Origin of the sequence: Streptomyces viridifaciens (assembly GCF_001888885.2) — a bacterium.
In the GTDB taxonomy this organism is placed as follows: Bacteria; Actinomycetota; Actinomycetes; order Streptomycetales; family Streptomycetaceae; genus Kitasatospora; species Kitasatospora aureofaciens.
This window is the reverse complement of the sequence record NZ_CP090841.1, coordinates 6,647,630-6,662,405: the sequence shown is the minus strand read 5'-3', so window position 1 is coordinate 6,662,405 and position 14,776 is coordinate 6,647,630. Positions and strand designations below refer to the sequence as shown.

General features: G+C 72.6%; 13 protein-coding genes. 11 read left to right on the top strand and 2 right to left on the bottom strand.

Annotated features, from left to right (window positions below):
* The first annotated feature begins 12 nt into the window (after positions 1–12).
* Complete coding sequence (locus BOQ63_RS36955) at positions 13–495, top strand: DoxX family protein (protein ID WP_030279019.1); 483 nt, start codon at positions 13–15, stop codon at positions 493–495.
* A gap of 386 nt (positions 496–881) precedes the next feature.
* Positions 882–1,523: a GPR1/FUN34/YaaH family transporter gene (locus tag BOQ63_RS36950; protein ID WP_037828282.1), complete on the top strand. Its 642-nt coding sequence runs from the start codon at positions 882–884 to the stop codon at positions 1,521–1,523.
* A gap of 364 nt (positions 1,524–1,887) precedes the next feature.
* Here BOQ63_RS36950 and BOQ63_RS36945 read toward each other — a convergent pair whose 3' ends face one another.
* On the bottom strand, positions 1,888–2,442 hold the full coding sequence (locus BOQ63_RS36945; RefSeq protein WP_030279023.1) for a Dps family protein: 555 nt from the start codon (positions 2,440–2,442) through the stop codon (positions 1,888–1,890).
* A 256-nt stretch (positions 2,443–2,698) separates the two neighbouring features.
* Here BOQ63_RS36945 and BOQ63_RS36940 point away from each other — a divergent pair, with 256 nt between their 5' ends.
* Together BOQ63_RS36940 and BOQ63_RS36935 are read left to right on the top strand one after the other, a co-directional pair.
* Entirely contained in the window at positions 2,699–3,535 is an 837-nt protein-coding gene (locus BOQ63_RS36940; protein ID WP_030279028.1) for an alpha/beta fold hydrolase, read from the top strand.
* 158 nt (positions 3,536–3,693) lie between these two features.
* Positions 3,694–4,614: a VOC family protein gene (locus BOQ63_RS36935; RefSeq protein WP_037828217.1), complete on the top strand. Its 921-nt coding sequence runs from the start codon at positions 3,694–3,696 to the stop codon at positions 4,612–4,614.
* A gap of 285 nt (positions 4,615–4,899) precedes the next feature.
* On the opposite strand, the gene BOQ63_RS36930 is transcribed toward BOQ63_RS36935, so the two are convergent.
* Positions 4,900–5,763, bottom strand: a complete 864-nt coding sequence (locus BOQ63_RS36930) for a helix-turn-helix domain-containing protein (protein WP_063737952.1) — start codon at positions 5,761–5,763, stop codon at positions 4,900–4,902.
* A 421-nt stretch (positions 5,764–6,184) separates the two neighbouring features.
* Here BOQ63_RS36930 and BOQ63_RS36925 point away from each other — a divergent pair, with 421 nt between their 5' ends.
* From BOQ63_RS36925 to BOQ63_RS36895, 7 genes are all read left to right on the top strand, one after another.
* Complete coding sequence (locus BOQ63_RS36925; protein WP_107488589.1) at positions 6,185–6,577, top strand: SsgA family sporulation/cell division regulator; 393 nt, start codon at positions 6,185–6,187, stop codon at positions 6,575–6,577.
* Entirely contained in the window at positions 6,499–9,246 is a 2,748-nt protein-coding gene (locus tag BOQ63_RS36920; protein ID WP_030279031.1) for a helix-turn-helix transcriptional regulator, read from the top strand. Before BOQ63_RS36925 ends, BOQ63_RS36920 begins: the two co-directional genes overlap by 79 nt.
* A gap of 94 nt (positions 9,247–9,340) precedes the next feature.
* Positions 9,341–10,078, top strand: coding sequence for an alpha/beta fold hydrolase (locus tag BOQ63_RS36915; RefSeq protein WP_030557423.1), 738 nt, complete (start codon positions 9,341–9,343; stop codon positions 10,076–10,078).
* 133 nt (positions 10,079–10,211) lie between these two features.
* The gene (locus BOQ63_RS36910) at positions 10,212–11,465 is read left to right on the top strand and encodes an ABC transporter substrate-binding protein (protein WP_030279036.1); all 1,254 of its coding nucleotides are present in this window, start codon (positions 10,212–10,214) and stop codon (positions 11,463–11,465) included.
* A complete protein-coding gene (locus BOQ63_RS36905; protein WP_046386633.1) occupies positions 11,437–12,360 on the top strand; it encodes a carbohydrate ABC transporter permease in 924 nt (307 codons plus the stop codon). Before BOQ63_RS36910 ends, BOQ63_RS36905 begins: the two co-directional genes overlap by 29 nt.
* Before the next feature lie 11 nt (positions 12,361–12,371).
* Positions 12,372–13,190: a carbohydrate ABC transporter permease gene (locus tag BOQ63_RS36900; protein ID WP_072655725.1), complete on the top strand. Its 819-nt coding sequence runs from the start codon at positions 12,372–12,374 to the stop codon at positions 13,188–13,190.
* 119 nt (positions 13,191–13,309) lie between these two features.
* A complete protein-coding gene (locus tag BOQ63_RS36895) occupies positions 13,310–14,335 on the top strand; it encodes a helix-turn-helix domain-containing protein (RefSeq protein WP_072655724.1) in 1,026 nt (341 codons plus the stop codon).
* The last annotated feature ends 441 nt before the right edge of the window (positions 14,336–14,776 follow it).

Here is a 14,776-nt window from a genome sequence, read left to right as displayed (position 1 = left end):
ACGGAGTCCGAAATGAACACGGGCCTTCTCCTGCTGCGCCTGGTCGCCGGTCTGCTGATCGCGGGTCATGGCGTCCAGAAGGTCAGCTTCCACCTCGGCGGCGGCGGTCTGGAGGGCGGCAGCGCCGAGTTCCGGGGCGACGGCTTCCGCGGCGGCAAGCTCACCGCGATAGCCGCCGGTGGCACCCAGGTCGGGGCCGGGCTGATGCTGGCCCTCGGCCTGCTCACTCCGCTGGCCGGCGCGGGCGTCATGGGGGTGATGACCGTCGCGCTGACGGTCAAGTGGCCCCACGGGCTGTGGGTGCAGCACGACGGGTACGAGTTCCCGTTCGTCCTGATCGTCATCGGCGCGGCGCTGACCGCCACCGGCCCCGGACAGTGGTCGGTCGACGGCGCCCTCGGCCTGGCCCAGTGGCCGCTGTGGTGGCTGCCCGCGGCCCTCGTCGCCGGTGTGGGCGGCGGCCTGGCCACCAGGCTCGCCCTGCACCGCGCCTGAGACGGCCGCGACCGAACGGGCCCGGGCCCCTGGACAGTTCCGCTGCCCGGGGGCCCGTTCGCATGCGGGGAGGCCCGGCTCCCTCGGCGGGCACGGGCGCAACAGCGGCCGTACACATCGGGACAAGTCCCGGATCATCCCAACTCATAGTCTTCTGAAGCGATTTCAGCCCACCAACCGGGGCGCGTCGCAGACGAACCGGGTGGCCACCCTGTTGGCGGCCACCCCGAGGACGCGAAGTACCGAGAGCGAGGAGCAAGATGATGGTGGCGGCAACGAGGGAAGACGGGCGCGGGCGTGAGCCGGCCCCGACGGTGGCCGGGATCGAGACGCCCACCGGCACGGATCCGACGGCCGGCACCGGAGCCGAGCCGAACCTGCACGCCATGACACGGATCACCCTGCGGCCGATCGCCTCGCCGATGCCCCTGGGCTTCTTCACGGTGGCCATCTCCTCGGTCGTGACCAGCAGCCTGCAGCTCGGCCTGATCGACGGTGCGCACCGGCAGGCCGTGGCACTCACGGTCTTCTCCGCCTTCGTACTCCAACTCCTCGTCAGCGTACTGGCGTTCGGTGCCCGGGACGTCATCGCGGCGACGCTGATGGGCGGGTTCGCCGGCGCCTGGCTGGCCAACGGGCTGGTCACGTCGACGGACGCCCACGGCGGGGGGCAGGTGCTGGGCGTGATGAACCTGACCTTCACGGTCTTCGCCGCGCTGATGGCATCGGTGGCCAAGCCGAAGAAGGTGCTGTGGGTGCTCCTGCTGATCGCCGTACCGCGCTACTTCGTCGCCGGCCTCTACGGCCTCTCGGGTGCGGCCTGGCTGGGCCAGGCCGCCGGGGCGCTCGGCATGCTCCTGGCCGCGGTCGCGATGTACGCCGCCTACGCCCTGATGCTGGAGGAGCTCCGGGGCAGGGAGGCCCTGTGGATCGGTCGCAGCGGTCACGTGCGGGAGGCCATGCACGCGGGGCTGGCCGACCAGCTGAACCGGCTGGAACGGCAGGCGGGTGTGCGCCGGACCCTGTAGTCGGTGGCCCCGTCCGACCGCCCGGATCCGACGGCGGGACGCGACTCGCCGTGCTCCATCCCGGTCCTCGGGTACGAGCACGGCCGAGTCGCGTTTGCCCACGGCCTGCGGTCCGCAGCGCCTCTCCCCCGCCGCGACCGCGCCCGCCGCGGGGCCCCGGCGGGTGAACGGATGGCGTCCGGGCACAGCACTCCGAGCACGACGGGGGGACAGGTACGGCCGCCCGCCGGCCGCCCGCGCGGCTTCCGCGATCGCGCGGGCAGCGCCGAAACCGGTGAACGGCACGAAGAAGTGCCGGGCCCGCCGACGAACGGACCCGGCACTGAGCGGGCCGGGCCCGCCGACGAACGAACCCGGCCCGCGGTCACGCCCCGGTCTCGGGGGTGACGACCAGGTGCTCGGCGAGGAACCAGACCTGGGTCTCACCGGTGCGGATGATCTGGGAGACCAGGAGGTCCTGGGTGCCGTCGTCGCCGAGCCCGGCCACCCGGGTGGCGGCGTCGCGGACGTCGGCGAGGATGGTCTCGTGCGCGTCGAGGAGCCGCGAGAGCATCGAGTGCACGTCCTCGATGCCGTCCGGCGGGCGCGGCACCCCGGTGATCCGCGCGGCGTGCCGGGGGTCGCCCACGGCGACCCCGCCGAGCGTCTGCACCCGTTCGGCGAGCGCGTCGACCAGCTCCAGTTGCTCCTGGGCGTGCTTGTCGAAGAGCAGGTGCAGCTGGTATGCGGTCGGCCCGCGCATGCCCCAGTGGCACTTCTTGTACAGCGCGTACAGGAACTGGGTGTCCGCGAGGACGCGGTTGAGCCGCTGGCACGAGTACTGCCGGGCGTCGTGGGAGAGCGCGATCGGCAGCTGGGTAACGGTGCCGAACTCCTGGATCTCGGCGGCGTGTTGATGAAGGTGTGGCTGGCTGGTCATGGCGCTCCTGGGGACATCTGGATCGTTCGGGGGGATCAGGCTAGGAACGCGCGGGCCCACGGCCTGTTCCGACCGCGCACTTCCTGCGGTCCTTCCGCGCACCCGCGCGGGAGTTGAGCCCGTGTGAGCCGCCGGGCGCACGCGGAGCACTCTCGGACGACACCGGGTGCTCTCCGAGGCAACAAGCCGGCGACGGCCGCCCCTAGCGTGAGCCCCATCGCAGCCACACGCTGTCCGGAAGATAGGAAGAAACCCCATGCCGTTCATCACCGTCGGCCAGGAGAACTCCACCTCCATCGACCTCTACTACGAGGACCACGGCACTGGGCAGCCGGTCGTCCTCATCCACGGGTTCCCGCTGAGCGGGCACTCCTGGGAGCGGCAGAGCGCCGCGCTGCTCGACGCCGGCTACCGGGTCATCACCTACGACCGCCGCGGCTTCGGCCAGTCCTCCCAGCCCACCACCGGCTACGACTACGACACCTTCGCCGCGGACCTCAACACCGTGCTGGAGACCCTCGACCTCCAGGACGCCGTGCTGGTCGGCTTCTCGATGGGCACCGGCGAGGTCGCCCGGTACGTGTCCTCCTACGGCACTGCCCGCATCGCCAAGGTCGCCTTCCTGGCCTCCCTGGAGCCGTTCCTGCTGAAGACCGACGACAACCCGGACGGCGCCGCCCCGCAGGAGTTCTTCGACGGCATCGTCGCCGCCGTGAAGGCCGACCGCTACGCCTTCTACACCGGCTTCTTCAACGACTTCTACAACCTGGACGAGAACCTCGGCACCCGGATCAGCGAGGAGGCCGTCCGCAACAGCTGGAACACCGCGGCGAGCGGCGGCTTCTTCGCCGCCGCGGCCGCGCCCACCACCTGGTACACCGACTTCCGCGCCGACATCCCCCGCATCGACGTCCCCGCGCTGATCCTGCACGGCACCGGCGACCGCACCCTGCCCATCGAGAACACCGCCCGGGTCTTCCACAAGGCGCTGCCCTCCGCCGAGTACGTGGAGGTCGAGGGCGCGCCGCACGGCCTGCTCTGGACCCACGCCGAGGAAGTGAACACCGCGCTGCTCGCCTTCCTCGCGAAGTGACCCGGACGGCCGCGTTCCCCCGACCGCGGCCGTCCGTCCCATCGCCGGTACCGCCGTCACCGCCCCGGGTCCGGACGGCGACGGCGGTACCGACCACACCCGCGCCCGGAGCCCGCTCGAGCGGGCTCCGGGCGCGAACCATGACCAGGAGGTCACCCGTGAAGCTTCGACTCGTCCGACGCGTGGTCCCGTTGGCGGCGGCGGTCGCCGCTCTGACGGCGATCCCCACCGCCTCGGCAACCCAGAGCACCCCGGCGAGGCCGGGCTCGCACCACCAGTTCGCCGTCGGCCCGCAGTACGACACCACCCACGTCTACGTCGCACCCGGCACCGAGCAGGCCTTCGTGACCAGCTGGACGTCCACCTTCGGCGGCACCACGATCGGGCCGGTCTCCACCCAGGTGACCCCGACGCCCAGCCGGACGCTGTCCGAGCTGGTGGTGTCGCCGGTCGGCACGCTGTCGGTGTTCGACTACACCACGCCCGTCCCGTATCCGTTCGGCACCGAGCGCACCGGCTGGCTGGTGACCGACCTCGACCAGGCGGTCCGAGCCGCCCGCGCCGACGGCGCGGCCGTCACCGTGGCGCCGTTCGCCGACCCGATCGGTCGGGACGCCGTTGTCCAGTTCCCCGGCGGGATCAGCGCGCAGCTCTACGTGCACAACGCCCCGACGTCGTATCCTGCCCTGGCCAGCGTGCCGGAGAACCGGCTCTACCTGTCGCCGGACTCGGTCCGCGCCTTCCTGGACAGCTACCTCGCCTTCACCAAGGGCCGCATCGTCTCCGACGACCGGCACGCCGACGGCGCCGCGATCGGCCTGCCGGGGACGACCTACCGGCTCATCCGTCTCACCTCCGGCTTCGGCACCACCACCGTCACGGTGACGGACGGCCACCTGCCCCACCCGTTCGGCCTGGAGACCACCGGCTACGGCGTGCCGGACCTCGGCGCGACCCTGGACCGCGCGAAGACGGCCGGCGCGACGGTGCTGTGGGGACCGGTCTCGGCCGGCGGCCAGGACAGCGCGATGGTCAGGTTCCCGGGCGGCTACATCGCGGAGATCCACACCGACCGGTGACCGCCCGCAGGCCGAGCCGCTACCCGGCGCTGCACCGTCCGTCGTCACCGGGACCGGCGGTGCGGCGCCGTGTGCACGGTGGCCGACCTGCGGCAGCGCGGCCCGGGTCGTGCCGGTGGGGCAGCGTGCGCCGAGCAGCAGGAAGCCGCGCGACACCCCCTGGTAGCGCGTCGCCACCACCGGGACGCCCGCCGGCCGGAGCCCAGGCGGCGTCCCCGAGCGACCAGCCCAGACCTGGCAGGAACAGCACCACCGGGCTCGGCTCGGCGCCGCCGACGGGAGGAATCAGGAGGCAGGGTTGTGGCCCTCGGTCCGGGTGGCGTAGGCCTGCCACTCGCGGGGCGAGACGCCGAAGGCCTCGCGGAACGCCCGGCTGAAGTGGGAGTGGCTGACGAAGCCCCAGCGGTGCGCGACGGCGGACACACTGCTCTGCCGACGGGACGGGCGCTCCAGCTCCCGGCGGCAGGCGTCCAGCCGGCGTCGCCGCACCCACTGGCCCACGGTCGTCCCGTCCTGCTGGAAGAGCTTGTGGAGATAGCGCACCGAGATGTGCTGCGAGCGGGCGATCGATTCGGGCGAGAGGTCCGGGTCGGCGAGGTTCTCCTCGATGTGGGCGCGGATCCGGGACAGCAACTCGGCCGCGCCGGTGGGGTGTTCCGGGTTCTCCCGGTCGAGCAGCTCGGTCACCAGAATGGCGACGATGTCGGAGACGCTGCGCGCGAGGTGGTTGCCCGGCCGGGCCCGGTGGGCCCGCGCCTGGGCGGCGAGCGTGCGGAGGAACTGGGAGGCGAGCGAGCCGATTCCCTCGTTCCCCCGGGCCAGCAGCCCGCCCGCACGCCGGACGTCGTCGTGCCGGACACCGAGGTAGAAGCAGGGGACGCGGAAGCGGAGCATCCGGCACTCGGAGTCCTGCAGCAGGCCCGCCGGATGCGGGGTGGTACCGATCAACAGGTCCCCCGGGGCCAGCACGGTGCTGGCCCCGCCGCGCCGGACGGAGGCCGCGCCGTGGACGTGCAGGGCGACGTGGAGGCAGTCCTCGGGATCGGTTCCGGGCGGCGGGGAGAGGACGTCGATGCAGCCGTTGCCGCCATCGTGGGTGGCCTGGTCAAGCTGGTGGACCGCGACTTCGGGCGCGGGGGTTTCGGACACGGGTGAGGGACCCGACTGGTTCACGGGAGGCTCCGACCGGTTGGAAGTGGTGCTGTGCGGATGCTGGCGAGGGTGGCTCGCCGCACGGCTGGGCGGTGAGCCACCGGCAACGGGGCGTTCAGGAGGGGAAGTCCTTCCGGCGCCATTCATACAAGGAGTGGAACGACTGGACAAACTTCAACAAGCCGAGGTTCCGGCGGCTCCGCCCGACCCGGACGGCGCTCATCCCGCGCGGCATCCACTCCTCGGAGAAGGTCCCGCCGACACGTTTCCCGGAAGATCAACGAGCTTGCACGGCAATGAAGTTCGGTCCACCGGCGCCGAAGCTGCGACGAGCGGCGAGACCACCTGACCGCGCCGCTCCCGACCAGGGGCACGGCCGGGGCGAGCCCGCTTCCCGGCCGAGCCCGCTGGCGGGAAGGTGCACGGGCCGTCACGTCGCCGTGCACCACCGGAACATCCCCGCCAACCCCCTCCCTGGCGTGGGCGGCGGATCCGCCGCCCCGAAGCAGGCGTCTGGCAGTTCTCCCGCGATCTCCTCCGGGAGGGACCGCAGCGGCCGGCCGGCGCCGGCGGCGTCCGGATCCGGCCACCCCGCACCTGCCACGTGACAGCCGGACCGGCGCCACCTCCGGTGAAGCGGCCGACCACCCACGGCGTACCCTCTGGAGCCGGGAACAGCGGCACGGACGGAGCCCGGCTTCGGCAGGCGTGGGCGGACGGGAAGAAGCTCGAATGGCAGGGTCAGGCGGTCCGCTGTCCCATCGTGGCCTGCGCGGCCGGGAGGCCGAGCTCGCAGAGCTCCAGGCGCTGATCGCCTCGGTGGCCCGCACCGGGAGCGGGGGGCTGGCCCTGATCCAGGGGGAACCGGGCATCGGCAAGACCACCCTGCTGGCCGAGGCCGCGTCCCGGGCCGGTGCGGCGGGCTTCTCCGTGGGCCTCGGCAAGGCCGATGAGCTGCACCGCATCGTGCCGCTCTCGTCGTTGGCGGCCAGCGTCCTGCACGGCGACCGGCCGCTGCTGTCCGGCGACGACCTCGCCGATCTCGCCCGCAACCATGACCAGCGGATCTGGCTGGTGGAGCGCCTGGCGGAGGCGATCGAGGCCAGGGCCACCGACACGCCGGTGCTGATCGGCCTGGACGACGTGCAGTGGGCCGACGCGCTGAGCCGCTTCGCCCTGCAGCAGCTGCCGACCCGCCTGCGGACCTCGCCGGTCCTGTGGATGCTGACCGGGCGCCGGGAGCCGGCCGGCCCGGCGGAGGAGATCGTGGCGGCGGCCACCGGGAACCTTCCGACGGTCACGGTGTCCCTGGGCCCGCTGTCCGGCGCGGCCATCGGTCAACTGGCCGACGACACGCTCGGACCGGCGGTCGACGCATGGGTGCGGGACCTGCTCGACGGCGCCGGCGGGAACCCGTTCCTGGCGATCGAGATGCTGGCCGGACTGCGGACCGCCGACGCCTCGCAGGAGACCGTGCCCTCCCGGCTCGTGGTCGGCGTGCGCGGCAGGCTCCGGTCCCTGCAGCCCGGCACGCTGCGCTTCCTCCAGATGGGCGCGGTGCTGGGCCGCCGGTTCGGCTTCGAGGACGCCGCCGCGCTCTGCGACCGCCCGGCCGCCGCCCTGTTCCCCGCGCTCGAGGAGGCCGTCCGCGCCGGGCTCCTGGACGACGACGGCGACCAGCTGGTCTTCCGGCACGACTTGCTGCGCCAGGCGGTCTACGCCGACATCCCGCCGTCGGCCCGGAAGGCCCTGCACCGCGAGGCCGCCCGCCGCCTGGTCTCCGCGGGCCGGCAGCCGATCGACGCGGTGCCGCACATCCTCCGGGGTGCCGTACCCGGGGACGAGGAGGCTGTGACACTGCTCCGGCGAGTCGCCGACGAGGTGCTGGCGGTCACCCCGGGGCCGGCGGCCGACCTGATGCTGCGAGCCCTCGAACTGTCGCCATCGTCAGGACAGTTGAAGTTCGAGGTGGGCGAGCAGACGATCCTCTGCCTGACCCGGGCCGGCCGCAACAGCGAGGCGCTGGAGACCGGCGACCGGCTGTTGGCCGGCCGGCCGCCGCTGGAGACCTTCGGCCGGTTGCAGTCAGCCCTGGGCGGGGCGCTGTGGACCATGGACCTCACCGACGAGCTGCGCCGCCGGGCCGAGGCCGCGCTCGCCGCGGGCGGCTCCGCCCCGGAGATCTGCGCCCGGCTGGCCGCCCTGCGCGCGCTGGCCCTGTCCCGGGGCCGTGACCTGGCCGCGGCCCGGGAGGCCGGCGAGACCGCACTGCGGACCGCCACCGACATCGGCGACCGGGAGGCCCATGTGCTGGCCCTGTCCGGACTGGGCGAGACCGCGCTGAACGCGGGGGAGAACGCGGTCGCGCTGGAGCGCTTCGCCGCGCTCAGCGCCATCGACTCCGCCTTCCTCCCCGAGGAGGTCGTCGCGCACCTGCACGTGGACGACTTCGCCTCCGCCGAGCGCCTGCTCCTGCGGGCGGCGGAGCGGGGCGGGGCGGTGCGTCAGGCCATGCTGCTGTGGGCCCAGGGCCAGCACGACCTGGGGCTCGGCCGGCTCGACGACGCCGAGGCCGACTTCGTGACCATGGAACGTCTGGAGGACGAGGTGCGGGTGTCCGTCCAGCAGCTGAACGGTCGGGTGATCCGCTCCCGGATCGCCCTGCTGCGCGGCGACCGGGAGGCGGCCCGGGAGCACCTGCTCGCCGCCCGGGAACGACTGGCCGTCAAACCGAACCCGGGCAACACGGCCGCGGTGCGCTTCCTGGAGGCCGTCCACGCCGAGGCCGACGGGGACGTCGCACTCGCCGTCGACCGGATCCGCCGGGTGCAGCAGCAGGGGCCCTTCATGCGGTGGCGGCTGCTGCGCGACTGGGTCGACGCCGCGGTCCGGATGTCCCTGCGCGGCGGGGAGCGGCGGCTCGCCGAGGACCTGGCCGCGCAGGCCGAGGCCCACGCCGGACGCAACCCGTCCGTGCCGACCGCCACGGGCGTCGCGGCGCAGGCGCGCGGGCTCGTGCGGAACGACCCCGCCGTGCTCGGACACGCCGTGGAACTGCTCGAGGCGAGCCCCCGCCCGCTGACCCGGGCCGCCGCCCACGCCGATCTCGGCCTGGCCCTGCTGGCCGCGGGGCGGCCCGGCCCGGCAGCGACCGTGCTGGCCCACGCGCACGGCACGTTCGCCGGGGCGGGCGCCCACGCCGAGGCGGCACGCGTCCAACACGCCATGGAGAGCACCGGGGCCGGCGGCCGGCGGGCCGCGACCGTGCAGCGCCCCGTCCAGGGCTGGGGTGCCCTCACCGCCTCGGAGGAGAAGGTCGCGCGCCTCATCGCCCAGGGCCACACCAACCGCTCGGCCGCCGATGTGCTCGTGGTGTCCCCGCACACCGTCAACACCCATCTGACGTCCGTCTTCCGCAAGCTGTCGATCGGCTCCCGGGTCCAGCTCGCCAACCTGGTCGCCTCCCTGCCCGAGGGCTGAGCGGGGCACGTTGGTACGTTCACGCGATGCCCCGCCACGGCCGGACACGATTGGCTGGGTCATCGCCCGCCCCGCCCAGTCGAAGGTGATCGGCATGCACAGCCCCTCCCCCGTTCCGCCGACCGTCGTACTGGTGCACGGCGCGTTCACCGACGCCTCGTCCTGGGCGGGGGTCGTCGACCTGCTGCACGCCGCCGGAGTGGCGGTGCACGCCCCGGCGAACCCGCTGCGCGGCCTGGAGCATGACGCCGCGTGCGTCAGGAGCCTGGTGCGAGACCTCGACACCCCCGTCGTCCTGGTCGGCCACGGCTACGGCGGCGCGGTGATCACCCACGCGGCCGGTGACGCCGACCAGGTGGTGGCCCTGTGCTACGTCGCCGCGTTCGGCCTCGATGCGGGCGAGTGCGTGCTGGACATCACCAATCGCTTCGCCCCCTCCCCGCTGGCCGACGCCACCATCACCACGGCCTTCCCCTCCGGCCCCGACAGCGAGGTGTACATCCGTGCGGAACGGTTCCGACAGGTGTACGCCGACGACCTGCCACCGGCGGTCGAGCAGGCGCTGTCCGCGGCACAACGCCCGATCGCCTGCGGCGCGCTGACCGACAGATCGGGTTCGCCGGCCTGGGCGTCCAAGCCGTCCTGGTACGCCATCGCGACCGCCGACCGGATGCTCAACCCCGCCGCCCAGCGCTTCATGGCCCAGCGCATGGCGGCCACCGAGTACGTGCTGGACGCCTCGCACGCCGTCCCGCTGTCGCGGCCCGACGCCGTGGTGGCGATGATCCGGGAGGCCACCCGGCACGCCATGGGCACTTTCGGGGGTGTTTAATATGCGTTCGAACGGAAGGGTCCGGCTGGTCCGGTGAACGGCGCCCCCGCAGTCCGCCCCGTTTCGCACGACCCGTCCCCGTCACCAGTCACCCCGTCACCCCGTCACCCCGTCACCCGGCAAAGGCACCAGCATGACCTCACCGGCCAGATCGTCGGCTCGGCGGATCGCCGCCCTCCTGACCGGGATCCTCCTCCTGGTGCCGGCCGCCACCGGGTGCGGTCACAACGCCGGTTCCGGGGCGGCCGGGGGCGAGGTCACCGCCATCACCGCGCTCGACTACTACACCGACGAATCCGAACACACCCAGTGGGGCGACCTGCTCACCGCGTGCGGCCGGACGGTCGGGGTGCGGGTCGAGCAGACGAGCGTCCCGGGGGCGTCCCTGATCCCCAAGGTCCTGCAGCAGGCGTCCTCGCGAACCCTCCCCGACCTGCTGATGCTCGACAACCCCGATCTGCAGCAGATCGCCCGGACCGGCGCGCTGACCCCGCTGGACGGATACGGCATCGACGCCGACGGTTTCGCCCAGGGCATCGTGTCGGCGGGCACCTACCAGGGCAGGGTGTACGGACTGGCCCCCAACGTCAGCACCGTCGCCCTGATCTACAACAAGGACATGCTCGCCGAGGCCGGCGTCGCCGTCCCGAGGACCTGGGACGAACTGAAGGCGGCCGCGGCCGCGTTGACCCGTCCCGGGCGCTACGGCATGGCGGTCGACGCGAACGCCACCTTCGAGGGCACCTGGCAGTTCCTGCCCTTCCTGTGGTCCAACGGCGGTGACGAGCGGCAGTTGGACACCCCCCAGGCCGCGCAGGCGCTCCAGCTCTGGGTCGACCTGGTGAAGAGCGGATCCATGTCGAAGTCGGTGCTGAACTGGACGCAGGCCGACGTCCACGACCAGTTCGTCGCCGGACGGACGGCCATGATGATCAACGGCCCGTGGCGCATCCCGGCCCTGGAGAAGGACGCGAACCTGCACTGGGGAGTGGCCCCCGTGCCCGTCCCCCGGCTGGGACAGAGCCCGGTGACCCCGCTCGGCGGCGAGGTGTGGGCGGTCCCGCAGAACCCTTCCAAGGCCCGGCAGGAGAAGGCGGCCCGGGTCCTCTCCTGTCTGAACTCCCCCTCGAACATGCTCACCCTGGCCCAGGAGCACCACACCGTGCCCTCCCGTACCTCGGTGGCCGCCCAGCACGCCGAGGAGAACCCGTCGACGGCCGCCTTCGCCCGGAGCGTGGCGGCGGCGCGCGCCCGTACCAGCGAGCTCGGCACCGAGTGGCCCAAGGCGGCGACGGGGATCTACACCGCGATCCAGTCCGCGCTGACGGGTGAGCAGACACCGGAGGAAGCCCTCAGCCATGCGCAGCAGACCGCGACCGGCCACTGACCCGGTGCCGGTTCGGCACGGGGAGCGATGGGCACGGTGGCTGTTCATCGCGCCCGCCGCCGCGTACCTGCTGCTGTTCTTCGGCTACCCGGTCGTCGAGAACGTCGTGATGAGTTTTCAGCGGTACACCGTCACGACCTTCTACACCGGTGACGCCCCGTTCGTCGGGCTGCGGAACTACGCGGCGATCCTCTCGTCGAGCCGTTTCCCCCGAACCCTGCTGACCACGGCCGTGTTCACGGTCGGCTCGGTCCTGGGACAGTTCGCCGTCGGCCTGGCCCTCGCCCTGTTCTTCCGGCGCCGCTTCCCGCTCGGCGGCGTGCTGCGATCGCTCCTGCTGCTGCCGTGGCTGCTGCCGCTGGTCGCCTCCGGAACCACCTGGAAGTGGATGCTCGACCCCGACACCGGCGTCGTCAACGCGGTGCTGCGCGGCCTCCACCTCTCGTCGTCCGGCGTCCCTTGGCTCACCGGCACCTCCCAGGCGCTGCTGTCAGTGGTCCTGGTCAACGTCTGGGTCGGCGTCCCCTTCAACACCGCGATCCTGTACGGCGGTCTGCAGGACATCCCCCCGCACCTCTACGAGGCGGCGAAGCTGGACGGCGCCGGCTCGCTGGCCTCGTTCCGCCACATCACCTGGCCACTGCTGCGGCCGGTGGTGAGCGTGGTGCTCGTGCTGGGCGCGGTCTACACCGTCAAGGTGCTGGACATCATCCTGGTGGTCACGGGCGGAGGACCGGCCGACGCCACCGGGACCATCGCCACCCAGTCCTACGAACTGTCCTTCCGGCAGTTCGACTTCGGGCGCGGCGCCGCGATGGGCAACCTGCTCATCGTCCTGTCGCTGGTGTTCGCCGTCCTCTATCTGCGCGCCGACCGACGCGCCCGGACCGTCTGAGAGGCGATCCCGTGAAGCGCTCACCCGGCCGCGGCGGCCTGCTGTCCGCCCTCGTCGGGACCGTCGTGCTCGCACTGATGCTGTTCCCCGTCTACTGGATGGTGAACGCCTCCCTCCAGCCGGCCGGCAACACCCTGGGCGGAGGGTGGTTCCCGCTCCACCCGGACTTCAGCGGGTACGCCACCGCGCTGCGCGACCAGGGACACAACCTCGTCACCAGCCTCGTGGTGGCCCTCGGCAGCGCGGCGCTCAGCCTGGCACTCGCCGCGCCGGCCGCGCACGCGCTGGCCCGGTTCCGCCTACGCGGCACCAACGTCGTACTCCTCGGCATCCTGACCACCCAGACGGTGCCGAGCATCGTGGTGGCCGACGCACTCTACGGCGCCTACAACGACCTGGGGCTCCTGAACTCCCACCTGGGGCTGGTCCTCGCCGACTCCACCGCCGGCGTCCCCTTCGCGATCGTCATCCTGCACTCGTTCATGCGGGGCATCCCCGAGGAGATCATCGAGGCCGCGCGGGTGGACGGCGCGGGCCGACTGCGCGTCTTCCGTTCCGTGGTACTCCCGTTGAGCCGGAACGCGTTGATCACGGCCGGCGTCTTCACCTTCCTCTTCGCCTGGAGCGACTTCCTCTTCGCCCTCACCCTGACCACCACGGACACCGTCCGGCCGATCACCCTGGGCGTCTACCGGTACCTGGGCGCCCACACCAACCAGTGGAACGCCGTGATGGCCACCACCGTCCTGGCATCGCTGCCCGCCGCCGTCCTGCTCGTGGTCGCCCAGCGCCACGTCACCAGCGCCGCCACGGGTGCGGCCGTCAAGTGAGGGTCACCCCGATCTAGTGGGTTCACGCGATGTCCCGCCCCGGGCCCGCTGGCATGGTGACCCGGAAGGCGCAGCGGTGGACGGGACCACCGCCGGCCGACCGACCCGAGAGGAACCCGGTGCCCGTATCTCTCTCCACCGCGCGACTGTCCGCCTCCGACCGGGCGGCGAGCTGGCACGAGGCGGCGTCCCACGCCTTCGTGCCGATTGTGGTGGACCTCCTGGAGGAGGTGCCTTCGCCCGGGGCGATCGTCTGCCACCAGCTCGGCCCGGTGCGGATAACGAAGGTCCAGGCAGCCCCGCAGGTGGTGACGCGCAGTCGGCGCATGATCGCCGACGGTGGCCACCCGTCACTGATCCTCAGTCTGCAGGAGCGTGGCACCGCGCTCAAGGAGCAGGACGGCAGGGAGTCGGTCGTCCGGCCGGGCGAGCTCCCCATCACCGACACCTCCCGGGTCTTCCGGAAGAAGATGGAGGAGGGGTTCGTCTTCGCGTCCTTCCACTTCCCCCGCGCGGCGCTGGACGTCTCGGAGCGGGACCTGCGGGCGCTGACCGCGACCCCGTTCAGCGGGACCGAAGGCAGCGCCGCGCTGGTGGCGACCTACCTCTCGCGTTTGGCGCGCGAGGCGGAGGTGCTGGACGAGGCCGCCGGCCGTCGGGCCGCAGCGACCGCGCTCGACCTGCTGGCGCTGCTGGTCGACGACCGGTCCCGACGCTCCCGGCCGCAGGCCCCGCGGAGCGCGGCCTCGCTGGAGCGGGTCAAGGCGCACATCCTGCGCAACCTCCGTGATCCGGACCTGTCGCCGTCCACGATCGCGGAGGCGAACTTCATGTCGGTCCGCTTCCTCCACAAGCTCTTCCAACGCGAGGGCACCACGGTCGGCGGGTGGATCCGGACCCAGCGGCTGGAGCGGTGCAGCCGGGACCTCCTCCGCCCGGTGGCCGCGGAACTCGGGGTGGCGGGGATCGCCCGCCGCTGGGGCTTCGCCAACTCCAGCCATTTCAGCCGCGCCTTCCGTGCCGCCTACAGCATGACACCGAGGGACTGGCAGGTCGGCGGCGAACCGGCGCGATGCCCCTCCGTCGCCCGCGACACCTCCGCCCCTGGCGGTCGGCGATCCGGTACCCGTACGGCGGGAGCGTGACGCCGGTCTCAGCCCCGGGCTGATCGTCTGCACACAGAGCACGGACGGCGACTCGGTCAGTAGCGGATAAATGGGACAAACCCCGACATAAACCGTGACCCTGCTCACACCTGAACAGGTCCACGACGGGCGATAGTGGTCGCCCCAGGCGCCACCCGCCACCCCCGACCGCGGCATTTGCCCAGCTCAGCACCGTCGCCGACCGCACGAGCCGCCCCGAGAACCAGCGCCGACGGAAGCGCCGGATACGACAGCGGATCGTAGCAAGGGGGGGCTTGTCGAAAACCGATCCCACCTGGCAACAATTGCTGCATCGCCACACCGGCACCTGTCCCGCCGGTGAGCGGCCTACCGCCAAGTCACTCCCCGCGACCGTTATGGCCCCTGTCCGGCCACGGTCCAAAACGGGGGGTGACTCGGCCCAACCCGATTGAGGTCTTG

What these genes read in the sequence shown, in the direction of transcription:
- BOQ63_RS36955 (WP_030279019.1), top strand. Translation starts at nt 13, where the DNA reads ATGAACACGGGCCTTCTCCTGCTGCGCCTGGTCGCCGGTCTGCTGATC.
- BOQ63_RS36950 (WP_037828282.1), top strand. Translation starts at nt 882, where the DNA reads ATGACACGGATCACCCTGCGGCCGATCGCCTCGCCGATGCCCCTGGGC.
- BOQ63_RS36945 (WP_030279023.1), bottom strand. Translation starts at nt 2,442, where the DNA reads ATGACCAGCCAGCCACACCTTCATCAACACGCCGCCGAGATCCAGGAG.
- BOQ63_RS36940 (WP_030279028.1), top strand. Translation starts at nt 2,699, where the DNA reads ATGCCGTTCATCACCGTCGGCCAGGAGAACTCCACCTCCATCGACCTC.
- BOQ63_RS36920 (WP_030279031.1), top strand. Translation starts at nt 6,499, where the DNA reads ATGGCAGGGTCAGGCGGTCCGCTGTCCCATCGTGGCCTGCGCGGCCGG.
- BOQ63_RS36915 (WP_030557423.1), top strand. Translation starts at nt 9,341, where the DNA reads ATGCACAGCCCCTCCCCCGTTCCGCCGACCGTCGTACTGGTGCACGGC.
- BOQ63_RS36910 (WP_030279036.1), top strand. Translation starts at nt 10,212, where the DNA reads ATGACCTCACCGGCCAGATCGTCGGCTCGGCGGATCGCCGCCCTCCTG.
- BOQ63_RS36905 (WP_046386633.1), top strand. Translation starts at nt 11,437, where the DNA reads ATGCGCAGCAGACCGCGACCGGCCACTGACCCGGTGCCGGTTCGGCAC.